At 61.1% G+C, this 14838-nt stretch carries 13 protein-coding genes; 5 read left to right on the forward strand and 8 right to left on the reverse strand.

Translation table 11 applies throughout. The annotated features are described in order from the left end of the window. Positions 1-42: 42 nt before the first annotated feature. The 3 genes from QTJ18_RS06485 to QTJ18_RS06495 form a co-directional block, all read right to left on the reverse strand. Complete coding sequence (locus QTJ18_RS06485) at positions 43-1641, reverse strand: MFS transporter (RefSeq protein ID WP_252754950.1); 1599 nt, start codon at positions 1639-1641, stop codon at positions 43-45. Continuing rightward, positions 1638-2081, reverse strand: coding sequence for a DoxX family protein (locus QTJ18_RS06490; RefSeq protein ID WP_252754949.1), 444 nt, complete (start codon positions 2079-2081; stop codon positions 1638-1640). The genes QTJ18_RS06485 and QTJ18_RS06490 overlap by 4 nt, the downstream gene beginning before the upstream one ends. A gap of 212 nt (positions 2082-2293) precedes the next feature. Then, the gene (locus tag QTJ18_RS06495; protein WP_252754948.1) at positions 2294-2983 is read right to left on the reverse strand and encodes a hydrolase; all 690 of its coding nucleotides are present in this window, start codon (positions 2981-2983) and stop codon (positions 2294-2296) included. 345 nt (positions 2984-3328) lie between these two features. Between QTJ18_RS06495 and QTJ18_RS06500 the strand changes: the two genes are divergently transcribed. Beyond that, positions 3329-4228: a LysR family transcriptional regulator gene (locus QTJ18_RS06500; protein ID WP_252754947.1), complete on the forward strand. Its 900-nt coding sequence runs from the start codon at positions 3329-3331 to the stop codon at positions 4226-4228. Between the two features lie 16 nt (positions 4229-4244). Here QTJ18_RS06500 and QTJ18_RS06505 read toward each other — a convergent pair whose 3' ends face one another. Both QTJ18_RS06505 and QTJ18_RS06510 read right to left on the reverse strand, forming a co-directional pair. Beyond that, positions 4245-4985 (reverse strand): gamma-glutamylcyclotransferase, encoded by a 741-nt coding sequence (locus tag QTJ18_RS06505; RefSeq protein WP_252754946.1) that lies wholly within the window; start codon positions 4983-4985, stop codon positions 4245-4247. 180 nt (positions 4986-5165) lie between these two features. Next, positions 5166-6002, reverse strand: a complete 837-nt coding sequence (locus tag QTJ18_RS06510; protein ID WP_252754945.1) for an alpha/beta fold hydrolase — start codon at positions 6000-6002, stop codon at positions 5166-5168. A 479-nt stretch (positions 6003-6481) separates the two neighbouring features. On the opposite strand from QTJ18_RS06510, the gene QTJ18_RS06515 reads away from it, so the two are divergent. After that, complete coding sequence (locus QTJ18_RS06515; RefSeq protein WP_252754944.1) at positions 6482-7453, forward strand: AraC family transcriptional regulator; 972 nt, start codon at positions 6482-6484, stop codon at positions 7451-7453. Between the two features lie 33 nt (positions 7454-7486). On the opposite strand, the gene QTJ18_RS06520 is transcribed toward QTJ18_RS06515, so the two are convergent. After that, on the reverse strand, positions 7487-8476 hold the full coding sequence (locus tag QTJ18_RS06520; RefSeq protein WP_252754943.1) for a mannonate dehydratase: 990 nt from the start codon (positions 8474-8476) through the stop codon (positions 7487-7489). Between the two features lie 200 nt (positions 8477-8676). On the opposite strand from QTJ18_RS06520, the gene QTJ18_RS06525 reads away from it, so the two are divergent. After that, positions 8677-10566 (forward strand): diguanylate cyclase, encoded by a 1890-nt coding sequence (locus QTJ18_RS06525; protein WP_252754942.1) that lies wholly within the window; start codon positions 8677-8679, stop codon positions 10564-10566. Positions 10567-10727: 161 nt separating this feature from the next. Beyond that, positions 10728-12419, forward strand: coding sequence for an FAD/NAD(P)-binding protein (locus QTJ18_RS06530; protein ID WP_252754941.1), 1692 nt, complete (start codon positions 10728-10730; stop codon positions 12417-12419). A 9-nt stretch (positions 12420-12428) separates the two neighbouring features. On the opposite strand, the gene QTJ18_RS06535 is transcribed toward QTJ18_RS06530, so the two are convergent. Next, on the reverse strand, positions 12429-13166 hold the full coding sequence (locus QTJ18_RS06535) for an MOSC domain-containing protein (RefSeq protein ID WP_252754940.1): 738 nt from the start codon (positions 13164-13166) through the stop codon (positions 12429-12431). Positions 13167-13330: 164 nt separating this feature from the next. On the opposite strand from QTJ18_RS06535, the gene QTJ18_RS06540 reads away from it, so the two are divergent. Next, positions 13331-13813 (forward strand): pyridoxamine 5'-phosphate oxidase family protein, encoded by a 483-nt coding sequence (locus QTJ18_RS06540; protein ID WP_252754939.1) that lies wholly within the window; start codon positions 13331-13333, stop codon positions 13811-13813. A gap of 104 nt (positions 13814-13917) precedes the next feature. Here the strand turns inward: QTJ18_RS06540 and QTJ18_RS06545 are convergent, their stop codons facing one another. Further along, positions 13918-14631, reverse strand: coding sequence for a GntR family transcriptional regulator (locus QTJ18_RS06545; protein ID WP_252754938.1), 714 nt, complete (start codon positions 14629-14631; stop codon positions 13918-13920). Between the last annotated feature and the right edge of the window lie 207 nt (positions 14632-14838).

Below are 14838 nucleotides of genomic sequence, written 5' to 3' on the forward strand. Positions count from 1 at the left end.
CGGGGAAAGGCAGCCGGACTGCCTTCCCCCTCGGATGCTTGGTCAGGCGGCGCCAGGCCGGTTGATCGTCAGGAAGTGACGGACAACCGGCTTTTCCGGCCCCATGTGACAGGCGAGAACCTTGCCCTGCAGATCGGCATCGGCATTGGAAACCCGCTTGTGCTGACGCAGGTGCTCCGCCCAGGATTCCACCATGAACCATTCGACAATCTTTTCCGGATCCGCCGAATCTTCGGTCACGCCCCAGCCATAGGCACCATCGCGCCGACGTTCCCTCGACAGGTGATCGATGGCATGCAGGAAGGCGCTGCGATGCTGTTTCTCCACCCTGTATTCGATCAGGATGAGCACCGGGCCGCGATCATGGGCGATCGGCTCCGCCACGAGCGGTTCCGGCCAGTGGTTCGAAGGAACCATGTCCGCGTCGCCGGCGGGAAGCTTGATGCGATGCATGATGAAGCCTGCAACGAACAGGCCGACAGCGCCGATGACGAGGGTCGCCTGGATGCCGACAGCCTCGCCGACGGCACCCCAGCCGAGGCTACCGGCGGTCATGGCGCCGTTGAACACCGTAAGATAGACGGCAAGGCCACGCCCCCGCACCCAGTTCGGCAGGACGGATTGAGCGGCGCCGTTCAGCGTCGTCAGGGCCGTGATCCAGGCGCCGCCCAGAAACAGCAGGACGATGATGGCAACCCATTTCGGCGGAGCCGCGGCAAGGACGCCCATGACGGCGGCGGTCACGATTGCAGCCAGAAGAAGCAGTCCATCCGCATTGAGCCGATCGCGCAGCTTCGGCATTACCAGTGCCCCTCCGATTGCACCGGCGCCGACGGAGCCGAGAAGAACGCCGTAGAAGCTGGCATCGCCATCAAGAAGCTGCCGGGCAACGAGCGGAAGAAGCGCCCAGACGGCACTGGCAAAGGCGAAGAAGATGGCGGCCCGCAGGAGAACAATATGCAGCGGTCTGCTCGCACGGGTATAACGCAGGCCGGCACGAAAGGCGCCGAAGAAATTTTCCTGCAGAGCGTCGTTGGCATTCTTGGCCCTTGGCCACCAGACCAGCGCCGCGATGACGATGAAATAGCTCGCCACATCCGCGCCATAGGTGATGCCCGCGCCGAAGCCTGCCAGAAGTAGGCCGCCCGCGGCCGGGCCGATGGAGCGGGCAATGTTGATGCCGAGCGAATTGAGCGCCACGGCGCTCTTTACATCCTCGCGTTTGACGAGTTCCGGCACGATCGCCTGCCAGGTCGGCCCCATCAGAGCCGCACCAATCCCGCCGAGAAAGGTGAGACCGATCAGCGCGCTGACCGAGAGCATGCCGGTCTGCGCGAGGACCATCAGCGACAGGCTGACCGAGGCGAGCAGGATCTGCACGGCGATGAGAAATTTCCGGCGGTCGAGAATATCCGTGAGGACTCCGGCCGGAATGGCAAGGAGGAAGATCGGCAGGGTGCCGGCTGCCTGGACCATGGCGACAGCGGCCGGCGAGGCGGAAAGATCCGTCATCAGCCAGGAACTGGCGACGTCGCGCATGAAGCTGCCGGTATTGCCGAGGACTGTCGCGGCCCAGAGGACCGCGAAGACAGGCTGTGCGAGCGGAGCGAATGTGCCTCCTGATGTCTTTGCGGTATTCATCGATCGGTTTCCTTGGTCAGATCAAGCGCGGCAACGATGACGAAGGCGCCGGCGAGCCCGATATGTTCGAAGAAGGCATTGGTCGCCATCATGCGATCCATCCCGGGAGCCATCTCCCAGAAGCGCAGGGCGATGAGCGTTGCCAGAAGGGTGAAGCCCGCAAGGGCCAGTGCGCCGAGCCAGCGCAACAGGCCGGACACCACCATGGCCGAGGCCACCAGCTCGAACAGGATGACGGCGACGGCAAAGCCTGCGGCCGGATGAAGGCCAAAATGCTCCATTTCCGCCATCGCGCCATTGAAATCGAAGATCTTGGTGAGCGGTCCCTGGATATAGGCCGCGCAAAGGGCGAGAAGTGAAACGGTCTTCGTGACGGGGGACCGGACGAGCCTTGCCAGGCGGCTGCGGCCGGGCGACACGATGGGCGCTTGGTAGGTCATATCTGCTCCTGCAGGTTCGCCGGTCGGCTGTGGCGAGCGGCTGCTTTCGATGGAGACATGCTGATCGAGATCAGCTCCCTCGACAATTGCGATAATCATTGGGAATTTGTTGCGCTTCGCGAAACAGTAGTACAGTAGTGCTGCATGCCGATCTGCGGACAGGAGAGGACTGGCATTGGCAGTCCCTCTCCTGCCCTTGAATTTGCAACAGTTTACTTCGCCGGGTTCGGCCCGATCCGCTTGCCGTGCTTCACACGCTCTTCAGCGCCGTGGACCATGGTATAGGCATAGTCGATGCCCATGCCATAGGCGCCGGAATGCTCCTTCACCAGCGTGGTGACCGCGTCATAGGTTTCCTTGTGCGCCCAGTCGCGCTGCCATTCGAGCAGGACCTGCTGCCAGGTCACAGGGATCACGCCAGCCTGTACCATACGGTCCATGGCGCGATTATGGGCTTCGAGCGAAGTTCCTCCGGAAGCATCGGCCACCATGTAGATCTCGTAGTCTGCAACATCATGAAGCGCCGAAAGAGCGAAGGTCGTGTTGCAGACCTCGGTCCAGAGACCGGAGACGACGATCTTCTTGCGGCCTGTCGCCGCGTTTTTCGCCAGCGCATCCCGAACATTCTGGTCATCCCAGGAATTCATGGAAGTGCGCTCAAGAATGTCATTCTCCGGAAACACGGCCAGCAGTTCAGGGAAGGTGTTGCCGGAGAAGCTTTGCGTCTCGACCGTGGTGATCGTCGTCGGAATGTCGAAGATCCTTGCTGCCTTTGCCAGGCCGACGACATTGTTCTTGAGCGTCTGGCGGTCGATCGACTGGACGCCGAAGGCCATTTGCGGCTGCTGGTCGATGAAAATGAGCTGGCTGTTGGCGGGGGTCAGGACTTGGAGCTTGGACATTGGACTTTCCTCTTCAGTGGTTTTGACCGCGGCTGCGGCCGGTTGATGTCAGGCAGTGCAGGCAGCTCGGTAGAGCCTGCCTCTCGCGAGATTTTGCAGGACCGGTTGACCGTCTGGCGATCCGTGCTGCTCTTGTCTCGGCTGCTGACAGGGAAACTATCGCCGCGCCGGACGTTCGTGAATTGCAATATTCCTCTCGATTGCATTGCGTATTTTGCAATTATCTCATCGGTCTGGATTCGCGATTAAGGTCTGGCCAACGGGGCAAGCCTTGTTGTGATTGACTGACATTAGCCATGCCGCCATAGGTTTCTTGAACGATTGAATGGGAACGATCTAACGGCGATGAACGATTACAAGGCGCTCCGGACCTTCCTGCTGGCGGCCGAGAAACGGAATTTCGCGCAGGTGGCACGCGAGCTGGACATGACCCCCGCCGCGGTGACGCGTGCCATTGCGGCGCTGGAGGCGGAACTTGGCGTGCAACTGTTCGTACGCACCACGCGCCAGGTCTCGCTGACCACGGATGGCGCAGTCTTCGCTGCCCAGATCCAGCCTGCGGTGAAAACGCTGGAGGATGCGCGCCGCGAGGTGATGAACACCCATAAAGCGGATGAGGGGCGGCTGCGGATCAGCGCGCCGACCTGGTTCGGCAAGACAGTGCTGCCGCCGATCCTGTCGGGATTCAAGGACCGTTTCCCGAAGATGAGCTTCGAGATCTCGTTGTCCGACGGCTTGGTCAACATTGTTGATGATGATTACGACCTCGCGATCCGCATCTCGTCCCAGCCCTCCGACAAGTTCACGATCTGGCGGAAAATACAGATCGTGCCGCGAATCCTGGTGGCGGCACCGCAAAGCCGATTTGCCGAGATGCAGCACCCGGGCGAGTTGAGGCCCGACGACTGCCTTGCCTATAGCGGCGAGAGCCGGCGCGAGAATTGGGTTCTCTCGGATGGCGGCTCAAGCATGACGATCTCGGCAGGGCGGGCCTTCAGTGCCAATAGCGGCGAGGTTCTGGCCGATATGGCGGCAGCCGGAGCCGGCGTTGCCCTGCTTCCCGGCTTCAATATTGCCGATCATCTCCGCGATGGCCGGCTGATCCACGTCTTTCAGGGCTGGGCGCCGCCCGATCTGTGGCTGACGCTATATTACCCGCCCTATCAGGCTCTGCCGCCGCGCATCGCGTCCTTTTCCAAATATTTCGAGGAACAGGTGGCGGCCCAGATGGTCACAATGCGCTGAAGGTTGGCATAGCCGATCAGGGGCGCCGGGACGATGCCGGCCGGACCGGCAGATCCCGCAACCGGGCTGCAACCATGTCCTGCAGCAGCCAGAGGTTTCGATCGACGATGTTCCGCTCCGCGAGATCCTGAACGGTGCGGTGCAGATATTCCGCGCAGGATCCGGCCGGCCCGCAGGCCTGCGCAATCAGCGCGGCAGCGGCATCGAGCGGGATCTTCTCCGTCAGCACCGACTGGCGTTTGCTCGCCCAGAAGGTCAAGGCCCGGCGCTCTCCGCCGGGCGTCCGGACTCGGACCCAGCGAACCATCTCGCTCACCTCCGCATAGCGGATCTCACGCGCCAGGAGCGTGCGAAGATCCTGCCTGCGGGTTCTGGCTGGCAGTTTGAGGATCAGGCCTGTGCAGCTTCCTCCGGGCCGCAGCGCCAGCATGACGCCCGGCGCCTGCGAGTTGGCCCGAAACCGTTCTATCCTCAGCGCGAAGGCGCGATGCCATCCGAACGCCGTGGCATCCTCTCTGTCTTCAACCGCAAAGCCCGGATTCCACATCAGCGAACCATAGGCGAAGACCCATATCTCCTCCCCGGCCGCTTCCCGCTCGACCCTGTCGACAAGATCATCCAATTGCCTGTCGGAAATGGGCGTCCACTTTGGTTCCGGTCCCTCGTCCTCGACGATCTTTAGCGTCTTCTCCACCAGTTCCGCCGTCAGCGTCATGGCGGGGAGAGGACGTTTCTTGCCGTGCGGGATCTGGGACATGTCGATAACCATCTGAATGTGCCCCGCCGGCTCGAAACATTCGGCTCCGGCAGGGCTTGGTGTGCGTCGGTTCGGGTCGGAAAAGATGAGGCATGCAGGAAAGACGAGGGTCCCGGGGGACATAGCGTGGACATAGCGGGAACATCCGCATCCCTTGCCTTTCCTGCCATTGCGTAACGATCAGGCCTGGATGAAGGCCAGAAGGTCGGCATTCAGTACATCGGCATTGACTGTCAGCATGCCGTGCGAGAAGCCGGGATAGGTTTTCAGCGTGCCGTTCTTCAACAGCTTGACCGACTTCAGAGCGGAATCGGCGATGGGAACGATCTGGTCGTCCTCGCCATGCAGAACGAGCGTCGGCACGGAAATGGCTTTCAGATCTTCGGTCTGATCTGTTTCGGAAAACGCCTTGATGCCGTCGTAATGGGCCTTTGCGCCGCCCATCATGCCCTGCCGCCACCAATTTTGAATGACACCTTCATGAACCTCGGCGCCGTCACGGTTGAAGCCGTAGAAGGGTCCGGCCGGTACATCACGGAAGAACTGGGCGCGGTTGGCCGCCAGCGCGGAGCGGAAGCCGTCGAAGACGTCCATCGGCAGACCCTCCGGATTGGCCTCCGTCTTCAGCATCAATGGCGGAACCGCCGATACCAGCACGGCCTTGGCAACCCGGCCGGCGGGTTCGCCATGCTTTGCCACGTATCGCGCAACTTCGCCGCCGCCTGTGGAGTGACCAATATGCACCGCATTGCGCAGATCGAGATGCTCGACAACCGCAAACGCATCGGCAGCGTAATGATCCATGTCATGGCCATCGGCTACCTGTGACGAGCGTCCGTGGCCGCGCCGGTCATGAGCGACGACGCGGTAGCCCTTGGACAGGAAATACAGCATCTGCGCATCCCAATCATCCGACGACAGCGGCCAGCCATGATGGAAAACGATCGGCTGGGCGTCCTTGCTCCCCCAGTCCTTGAAGAAGATCTCGACGCCGTCCTTGGTGGTGAGCATTGCCATGTCCTTGTTCCTTCGGTTTCAAGGTTGATCTGATGGGGAGACAATGCCCGAGATGCAACAGGCAGACAATTGCACCAATTCTTCCCAGTTAGTTGTGGAATTTGCAACAATGCCTCGCCGCGCATCCGCTGCTCGATGAGGCTTCAACGCGGAATGATTGCCCTTGCGGCAAAGCGAGGCAGGAGCGGATCGGAGCGAAGCGGATCATGGTTGATGCCGCGCAGAGCAGCGGGCCTGCCGAACCCATGACGGGAAGAAGATCGAGGGGCGAACCGACCTTATCGCTCCGCCCCCCATCGAGACGACGATCTTATCGGCCATCGTCATCGCCTCAACCTGGTGACCCGCCTTCAGCCTGTCTGAAGCCTATACACCTTAAAATCAGCGTGTTTTACCCCGGTGCGAACCAGTATAACGTCATTGGTAGCTGCGCCTGAAATGGCTGGATAGACGACGGTTGTGATATCGCGGGTAATTTCATGCTGAATTCCCTTGTTGAGAGAGGGCCGTTCCGGACGACGATCTCCTTCCCGCGCAGACGCGAAGGCTTCCATGTCATGGCGACCAGCGCCGGTCATGAAGTGGCCGAAAGCCCTATCTATGACTGGGATGGCCGAAAACGTGGCAGCACGCCCTTCTCCATCCTGCAATATACCATCGGCGGCACCGGCCAGCTCCGTTACGAGCGGCGAACCTGGCGGCTGGAGGGCGGCGACGCCATGCTGATCACCGTGCCGCATGACCATCGCTACTGGGTGCCCCCCGGTCACAGCTGGTCGCTGTTCTGGATTGCCATGAGCGGCAAGGAGGTGCTGCGCCTGCACCGCACCATCCTGAAATCGGTGGGGCCGGTGTTCAAATTGCGTCCCGAGACCGTCGACGAACTGGCAGGCATCTGCCTCTCGCTGAACAGCCCGTCACTCAGCGCCGCACGCGCCTCAAGTGACGCCTACCGTGCGACAATGGCGATCTATGACGATCTCATCAACCGGTCCGAAAGTCCGCTGGACGAGCCCGATCATCAGGCGATCAGCCGAGTTGTCGCCTATATTCGCAGCAATCTGCACGAGCCGCTCGGAGTTGATATGCTTGCTGCGACAGCCGGTCTCAGCCGCGCCCATTTCAGCCGATCCTTTGCCCGAACCTACGGCCTGCCGCCCTCCGAATTTGTCCAGCGAGAACGCATGGAGCGCGCGGCGCGGCTGCTGATCAATGGAGAGCTCAGCATCAAGGCCGTCTCGACCGTCTGCGGTTTTGACGACCCCAATTATTTCGCCAAGGTCTTCCGCCGCTCCTACGCCATCAGCCCCTCGGCCTTTCGAACCAACGGCATGTATTCCGCACAGACGGGAGAACAGAGATGGGAACAGCCAAGGGAACAGGCCCGAGAGGAGCGGCCGATGCCCGATCTTTCGCCTCTCCGATCGGTTGAGCCGGAAGATCGGGCGTGACGTCGGATTTCGGGGCACGCGATGCCGCGCCGGCTAGGTCGAGGGCTGGCGCGAACTCTCCAGCACCTGCAAGAGGGCCGTGATATAGCCGTAGGTGAAAGCGAAGGCCGTGTTTTCCGGATCGGTTCCGGCGATGCGCGGCACATGATCGGGCATCACCATGTAGCGATAGCCGACCTCGGCATAGGTCTGGAGGGATTTCCACATGTCCATGTCGCCCTCTTCCGGAAAGGTCTCCATGAAAGAAAGCTTGCCACCGCGAATATTGCGGAAATGAACGTTGAAGAGCTTGCCCCGCTCGCCGAACCAGCGGATGACGTCGAAAATCTCCTCTGCAGGATTATCGAGCATTTCGCCGACGGTCCCCTGGCAGAAATTAAGGCCGTGATAGGGGCTCTCCCGCATCTGCACGAAGCGCTTCAGCCCCTCGACGGTGCCCAGCACCCGCGTCACGCCGCGATAGCCGGGCGGAGTATAAGGATCGTGCGGATGACAGGCGAGCCTCACCCGGTTGGCCTCCGCCACCGGTACGACGCGCTCCAGGAAATAATCGATCCGCGCCCAGTTCTCGTCTTCATCGATCACCCCCGCAATCGTCGGCGGCGCGTCATGATCGGCCTTTTCCCAGCGAAACGCTTCGTTCAACGAACCGCCGCGGCCGATTTCAAGCTCCGTGCGGGGAATGCCGATAATGTTCAGATTGTATTTGACGGCCGGAATGCCGACCCGCGCGGCGTTCTCGATGAGGCGGCAGATGGAATCGATCTGCCGGTCACGATCGGGCCCCTTGCTGAGAATGTCCGGACTGTACTGGTCTTCGATAACCCGTGAACTCAGCGGCAGCTGGATCATGTCAAGGATAAGGCCGAAGCTTTCAATGTGTTCGCGGTGAGCGGACAGCACGTCGAAAGTCCAGTCATGCGGATTGCCCTCCGGATCCGCATTGACATGGCGGATGCCGAGCTGGGCCATGACCCGGTAGTCGTCGTCATTGCGGGCGCGAAACTGTGTACCGATATACATTGTCAGTGTCTCCTGGTCTGTCTGAAATCGGACGGCAAAGCCGGCGCAGTCTGGCAGACCATGCTTCCGGCCAGGAATTACGGGATCAGGTCCAGTCTGGGGCATTTGCCCCGGGCTTTCAGCAATTGCTTAACCACGTCTCCTTATCGGTTTGTTAGCAGTCACTGATATTTGTGACAACTTGTCATCTGGAGGCGGACATGCTGTCAAAACTCCGACTGTCTGCATCTGCCGGCCCGATCGCTGCGGCCGCGCTGTGTGCGATCGTCGTCTTGTTCATCTGGTCGGAATATTCCAACTGGAAGAGCCAGGTCTACAGCGTGGAGGCGAGCCTCGCCCAGACGGCAGAGGCCATTGCCCAGCATGCGGACGATGTTCTGGAGCTGTCCCGAGCGCCTTTGGCGGCCATGCTCACCGAGATCACGGGCGGTGATAGCGCCGTCACGCGACCGGATAAGATCACCGCGCTGATCCGTCGCCAGATGCTGGCATCGCCGACACTGGATTCTCTCTCTTACATCGATGCAAGCGGCGCCCTTGCCGCCTCCTCGGCCCGCAACGTCAAGGCGGGACTCGACTTCAGCGAGCGGCCGTATTTCCAGTATCACCGATCGAGGACCTTCGTCCTTCCTGTGCTTGGAGGGCCGATCAGGAGCAAATTGTCAGGCGACTGGATCATTCCGGTGACGCAGAGAGTGTCGAAGCCGGACGGCTCCTTCGGCGGGATCGTCATATCCACGGTCAAGGTCGGTCACTTCATCAACTTCTTTCGCAGCTTCGAAGTGGGACGCGACGGCACCTTCCTGTTGACCAGGGGCGATGGGCTGGTTCTCGCGCGCGGTCCCCTGGAGGACAGCTTTCTGGGGACGAGCATTGCCAGCCACGAGTTGTTTTCCGTGTTGCTGAAGAAACAGACCGCGGGCGCCTATCATTATCTGTCGCCGGTCGACGGCACGCGGCGGATCGGCGGCTTCTATCAGAGCCGGGTCACTGGGCTGGTGGTGCTGGCAGGCGCTTCCAACGAATATGTCTTCGAGACCTGGGTGAGCTCGGCCAAGGCGCGCTGGATCTATGCGACCCTGCTCCTGATCGCCAGCGCCCTGGTTGCCCTCTACTGGCGCAAGCAGAACCGCATGCGTCGCGACCATGCCGCCCTTCTGGCGGCACGCGAGGCGGAGTTCCGCATGCTGGCGGAGGCATCAAGCGACGTGATAGCGCGTTTCGATGAAGCCGGCCTGCGCGAATATGTGTCGCCCTCCTCGCTGGACGTGCTTGGCTATCCGCCGGACGTATTGATCGGGCGAAGCATCTATGACGGTCTTTCGCCCGAGGCGGAACAGGTCGTGCGGCAGGCTGCAAAGCGCCTGCGGCAGGGCGCCACGAAAGATACCGTGCTGATGCGCCACCGAAAACCCTCGGGCGAGATGATCTGGCTGGAGACGGCGCTCAGCAAACTGCCGACGACGAAGACGACGGCGGCCACCCGCGTCGTCGCCATTTCCCGGGATGTCACACGTCAAAAGGACATGCAGGATCGCCTCGATGCGCTGTCGAATACGGATGAGTTGACAGGTCTTCCCAATCGACGGGCCTTCAATGCCAAGCTCGAGCAATTCGTCAAGGCGGCGGAGCGGACCGGTGATCCCTTGTCGGTCCTGATGATCGATGCCGATCGGTTCAAGCGCTACAATGATACCTATGGTCATGTCGCAGGCGACATCTGTCTGCAGACCCTTTCGGCCGCCATTCGCGGATGCCTCAACCGCACCGCCGATTTTGCCGCCCGTTTCGGCGGCGAAGAGATCGTCGTGCTGCTGCCGGGAACGGGGCCAGAGGGCGCATGCATGGTCGCCGAGCGCATTCGCCAGCAATTATGGGACCTCGATGTGCCGCATTCGGAAAACGAGCCCTTTGATCGCGTCACCGTCAGCATCGGCGTGGCGACAATGCAGAACGGAGAGCCGGATGCAGGCCGCCTGATTGAAAAGGCCGACGCGGCTCTCTATCAGGCCAAGACCATGGGCCGAAACAGGGTCATGTGCGCCGATGCGGGAACGCATTCCTCTCGCAGGAGCCTTCAGTCCCGTTAGCACCGCTCGCCAATCCTCAGCGCCCGGAGGTCGGATCATGGCCATGCAACTGGCGTTCCGGCGCATGGCCCGCTTGGAATCGTCACCAAGCGGAACCCTTGGGGGTGTTGCGGATTGAAGGAGTTCTCACCTCTCCTTCCCCCCAAGGAAAAAGAAGCTGCATGACCTCGAATATCGCGATCATCGGGTCCGGCCCTACCGGTATCTACACGCTGAAGGGCTTGATCGAATCCGAAAAACCCGTCGCAATCACCATTTTCGAGAGCGAAGCAGAGCCCGGCAAAGGCACACCCTATCATCCCGACATCAATGATCGGGCCATGCTGTCGAACATTGCCAGCATCGAATTGCCGGCGATCTGCGACAGCCTGACCGGCTGGCTGCGCGCGCAATCGGATCGTAGCCTGGAGCTTCTCGGCGTAGATCGCCTTGCCATCGACGAGCGGACCTTTTATCCACGGATCGTTCTGGGAGAATATTTCCAGTCGCAATTCCTGCAACTGGTCGAAGCCGGCCTCGCGCGCGGACACAGCATCGATATTCGCGCCTCGCACCGGGTCGCCGACATCGAGCTCCACAAGGACGACATCGCCCTGACCGTTCAGTCGGGCGAAGGCGAGGTCTTGCATTATCTCTTCGATCACGTTGTTCTGGCGACGGGTCACGATTGGCCGGAAACCACGGAAATCAAGCCGGGCTACTTCATCTCTCCCTGGCCGGCGCCCGTTCTGAAGACCATCCCGCCGGAGAAGATCGGCATTCTGGGCACCTCGCTGAGCGGCATTGACGCCTTGATCACAGTCGCCACCAAGCATGGATCCTTCCTTCTCGACGAGCAGGGGGATCTCCAATATCACCCGCTGCCGAATACGGACGGTTTCCACGTGACCATGATGTCGCGAAAGGGTGTTCTTCCCGAGGCCGATTTCTATTGCGAGATCCCCTATCGCCCGCTGAAAATCTGCACGCCGGATGCTGTCGAGGAGCTGATCGCCAGTCGCAAGCACGGGCTGCTGGACGCGCTGTTCGAGCTCTTCCGGGCGGAACTGGCTGAAAGCGATCCGGACTATGCCTCTGACATCGGCCTGTCGCCGCTCACCATCGAGAGCATCGCCCCGGCCTATTTCCGGGCGCGCGAGGAGGCCGATCCCTTCACCTGGGCCTCACGCAACCTTGCCGAAGCCGTAGCCAATAAACGCAATCGATATACGGTGGAATGGCGCTATGCCATCCTGCGCATGCACGAAGTGATCGCCCGCGCGATCCCGCATCTCGACGAAGAGGATCTCAAACGGTTTCACAAATATTTCAAGACCGTCTTCGTCGATGATTACGCCACCGTCCCGCATGAATCCATCCGCCGGCTGCTTGCCCTGCACCGGGCGGGCAGGCTCGATATCATGGCGCTCGGCCATGATAGCGAGATCGACAATGACGGGGTGGAAAGGGGCGCCGTCATCCGCAAGGACGGAGAAACGATTGCCTTTTCCTCCTTCATCGACGCAACAGGCCAGCACACGCTCTCGGCCCGCGACATCCCGTTTCCGACCTTGAAGGCTCAGGGTGTCATCCGCAGGGCGACGACCACGGCCAGGGGACCCCTGGAGGGAGACGGGGAGGCGACCGTGCGAACCGGCGGCGTCGATCTTGACGACAAGTTCAGGCCGGTCTTCCAGGATGACCTGACGAACCGTCTGTATTGCGGCTCCATTTCCTTCCTTCTGCACAAGCTTCCCTTTGTACAAGGCATCACAAGCGCAAGGGATATCGGCGCCATCATTTCGCAGGCCATCCTCAGCCAGGCACCCGGCCCGGTCATCCTTCCCCAGACCGCCGCCCTGATCCGCGAATGACCTGCCCGGTCAGTCATCAAGCAGGGTGGCAAGGTCACCCAGCCTGATGGTTCCGGGCTCCACCACCTCACAATAGACACCGAAATTGCGTCTATTGTGCCGCAGGACAGACCGGAGAATTTCGGGCTCCTCCGGCAGACCGGGCTGCGCGATGAAAGTCATGCCGCAGCGTTTGGTCTCTTCCGTCACCCGCAGCACGGCATTGCCGAGCTTTACCCGGCGGTCGAGCCATTGCCTTTCCTGCAGCGCTTCGCCGCCGTCATTCTCAAGGACGAAATTGGGCCGGAAACGTCGGCTGCTGACCGTATCGGGGCCGACTTTGTCTTTCAGCCATTCGAGCGATGCGGATGTGACGAGATGCACAGGGCTTGCCGCATAGCGGGTGGTGGCAAAACCATCCCTCGGCTCTAGCCCTTCCTCCGGCGAGCGACTGGGCAGCATGGCCGCTTCAAAGCCGAAATACCGGCTCAGCCTGTCGTCAAGCTCCGGCGCATCGATGGCCAACCAGGTGCCGTCCGGAAACCCGATCTCGCCGCCCTCGTCGTGCCAGCGCGCCACAAGGGCCAGCGCCGGATGCCAGCGTGCCTCCTTTTCCGGCGCGGCCGCGCGGTTTGTCTGCCGGTCGATGATCGTGAAGCGGCGGTCTTCGGGGAGGCCCGATCCTGCGAGCTCTGCCGTCGAAACCGCCTCGCCCGCCACCGAGCTGACCGGATACCGCCAGATTTCCGCAACCGATCCCAGTCTCATAGGCTTTGCTCTCCTGACTTGCATACCATCCAGGAACGTCGCGCTGGCAACCCGGTTCCGCACGACGGCTGGCGGATTCCGGCATGCCACTATCGCCTTTGCGATCGGCGGAACTTCATCCTGCCGCAGCCGTTTCCCGTCATGACTTTGAAGAGGAGCACAAGATGGCGCATAGTGAAAACGACCAGGATAAAGTTTGGGATCTGGCCAAGGATATCGGCTTCTGCATGTTGACCACCCAGTCCGGCAGCGATCTTCGCGCGCGGCCCATGTCGGCGCATGCTGAGCGTGAGGAAAACGCCATTTACTTCCTGACCGATGTCGCCAGCCACAAGGATGAGGAAATCGCGCGCCATCCGGCGGTGTGTCTTGCCTTTGCCGATCCGAAGGGCCAGACCTATGTTTCCATTTCCGGCAGGGCCGAGATCCAGAATGACCGCGAGAAGATCAAGGAACTCTTCGCCATTCCCGCCAAAGCCTGGTGGGACAGCCCGGATGATCCGTCCATCCGCATCCTGAAGGTAACGCCGAGCTCCGCTGAATATTGGGACAGCCCGGGAACGGTGATGAGCTACATCAAGATGGCGGCCGCGGCGGTCAGCAGCGCCAAGCCGGATATGGGCGACAATGCCACGGTCAGGCTTTAAGGTCAGCTGAAACAGCCTGATCTCAAAAGCCTCCCGGCGTCAAACCCCGCTTCTATATGACGCCCTGGCCTCCGCCGGGGCGTAAACCTCGCGTGGCGGCGGCCTTACGCTTCCGACAAGACGTCCTTCAACGCGCGCCCTTCGCGTGGCTGGAGGTCGAGATCGGCTTCCACATGGTCGATGTGGTGGATCATCAAGGCTGTGGCTCGGTCGACCTCACCCTTTTCCAGGGCATCGACGATCTGCGAGTGCTCGCTATGACCGCAGCTGGAGATGCCGGAGCGCCCGTACAGGGCGATGACCAGCGAACTGCGGGCCACCAATTCCTCCATGAACTTGCGCAAGATGGCATTGCCGCTGACGGCCGCCAGCAGAAGATGGAAATCGCCTGAGGCCTTGATCTCGGCGCGACGCGCCGAGGACCCGCGCTCATTCATATAACCGGCTTCTTCCTCCAATTGCCGGCGAAAGGTGACGACGTCGTCGGGCGTCATATGCTCGATGGCGGCGGCGATGATGCCGGGCTCGATCAGGCGGCGGGACGCGAAAATCTGCCGCGCCTCCTCCGGCGACGGATTGGACACGAAGGCGCCGCGATTGCGCTCGGTCCTGACCAGACCTTCGAATGTCAGCATCTGCAGCGCCGCCCGTGCCACCGTGCGGCTTACCTCGAACAGCGTGCCAACCTCGCTCTCCGTCAGTTTCGTTCCCGGCGCAAGCCTTCGGTCGATGATCGCATTGCGCAGGGCCTCGCGGATCGCCAGCGCGCGGTCTTCGGGATTGGAATCGGTGAAGATGATCTTGTCGCTGATGCTCATGGCCTGACCCGCTATGATCCCCTTCTACCGCTGCCGGCCACCCATGCCAAGACGATTGTTTTCGATCGCCTGCTTGATTGCATACAATTTCGCCATGCCTGAAAAACAATCGCTTGAATATTAGGCGGTTCTTCGAGCGTGGATGTGTCTGCCGCGCAGAGCCCTCGGATTAACAAGAGCTTAAGCCATCTGGCATGGATGATGCAT

The organism is Rhizobium sp. SSA_523 (genome assembly GCF_030435705.1).
GTDB lineage: Bacteria > Pseudomonadota > Alphaproteobacteria > Rhizobiales > Rhizobiaceae > Neorhizobium.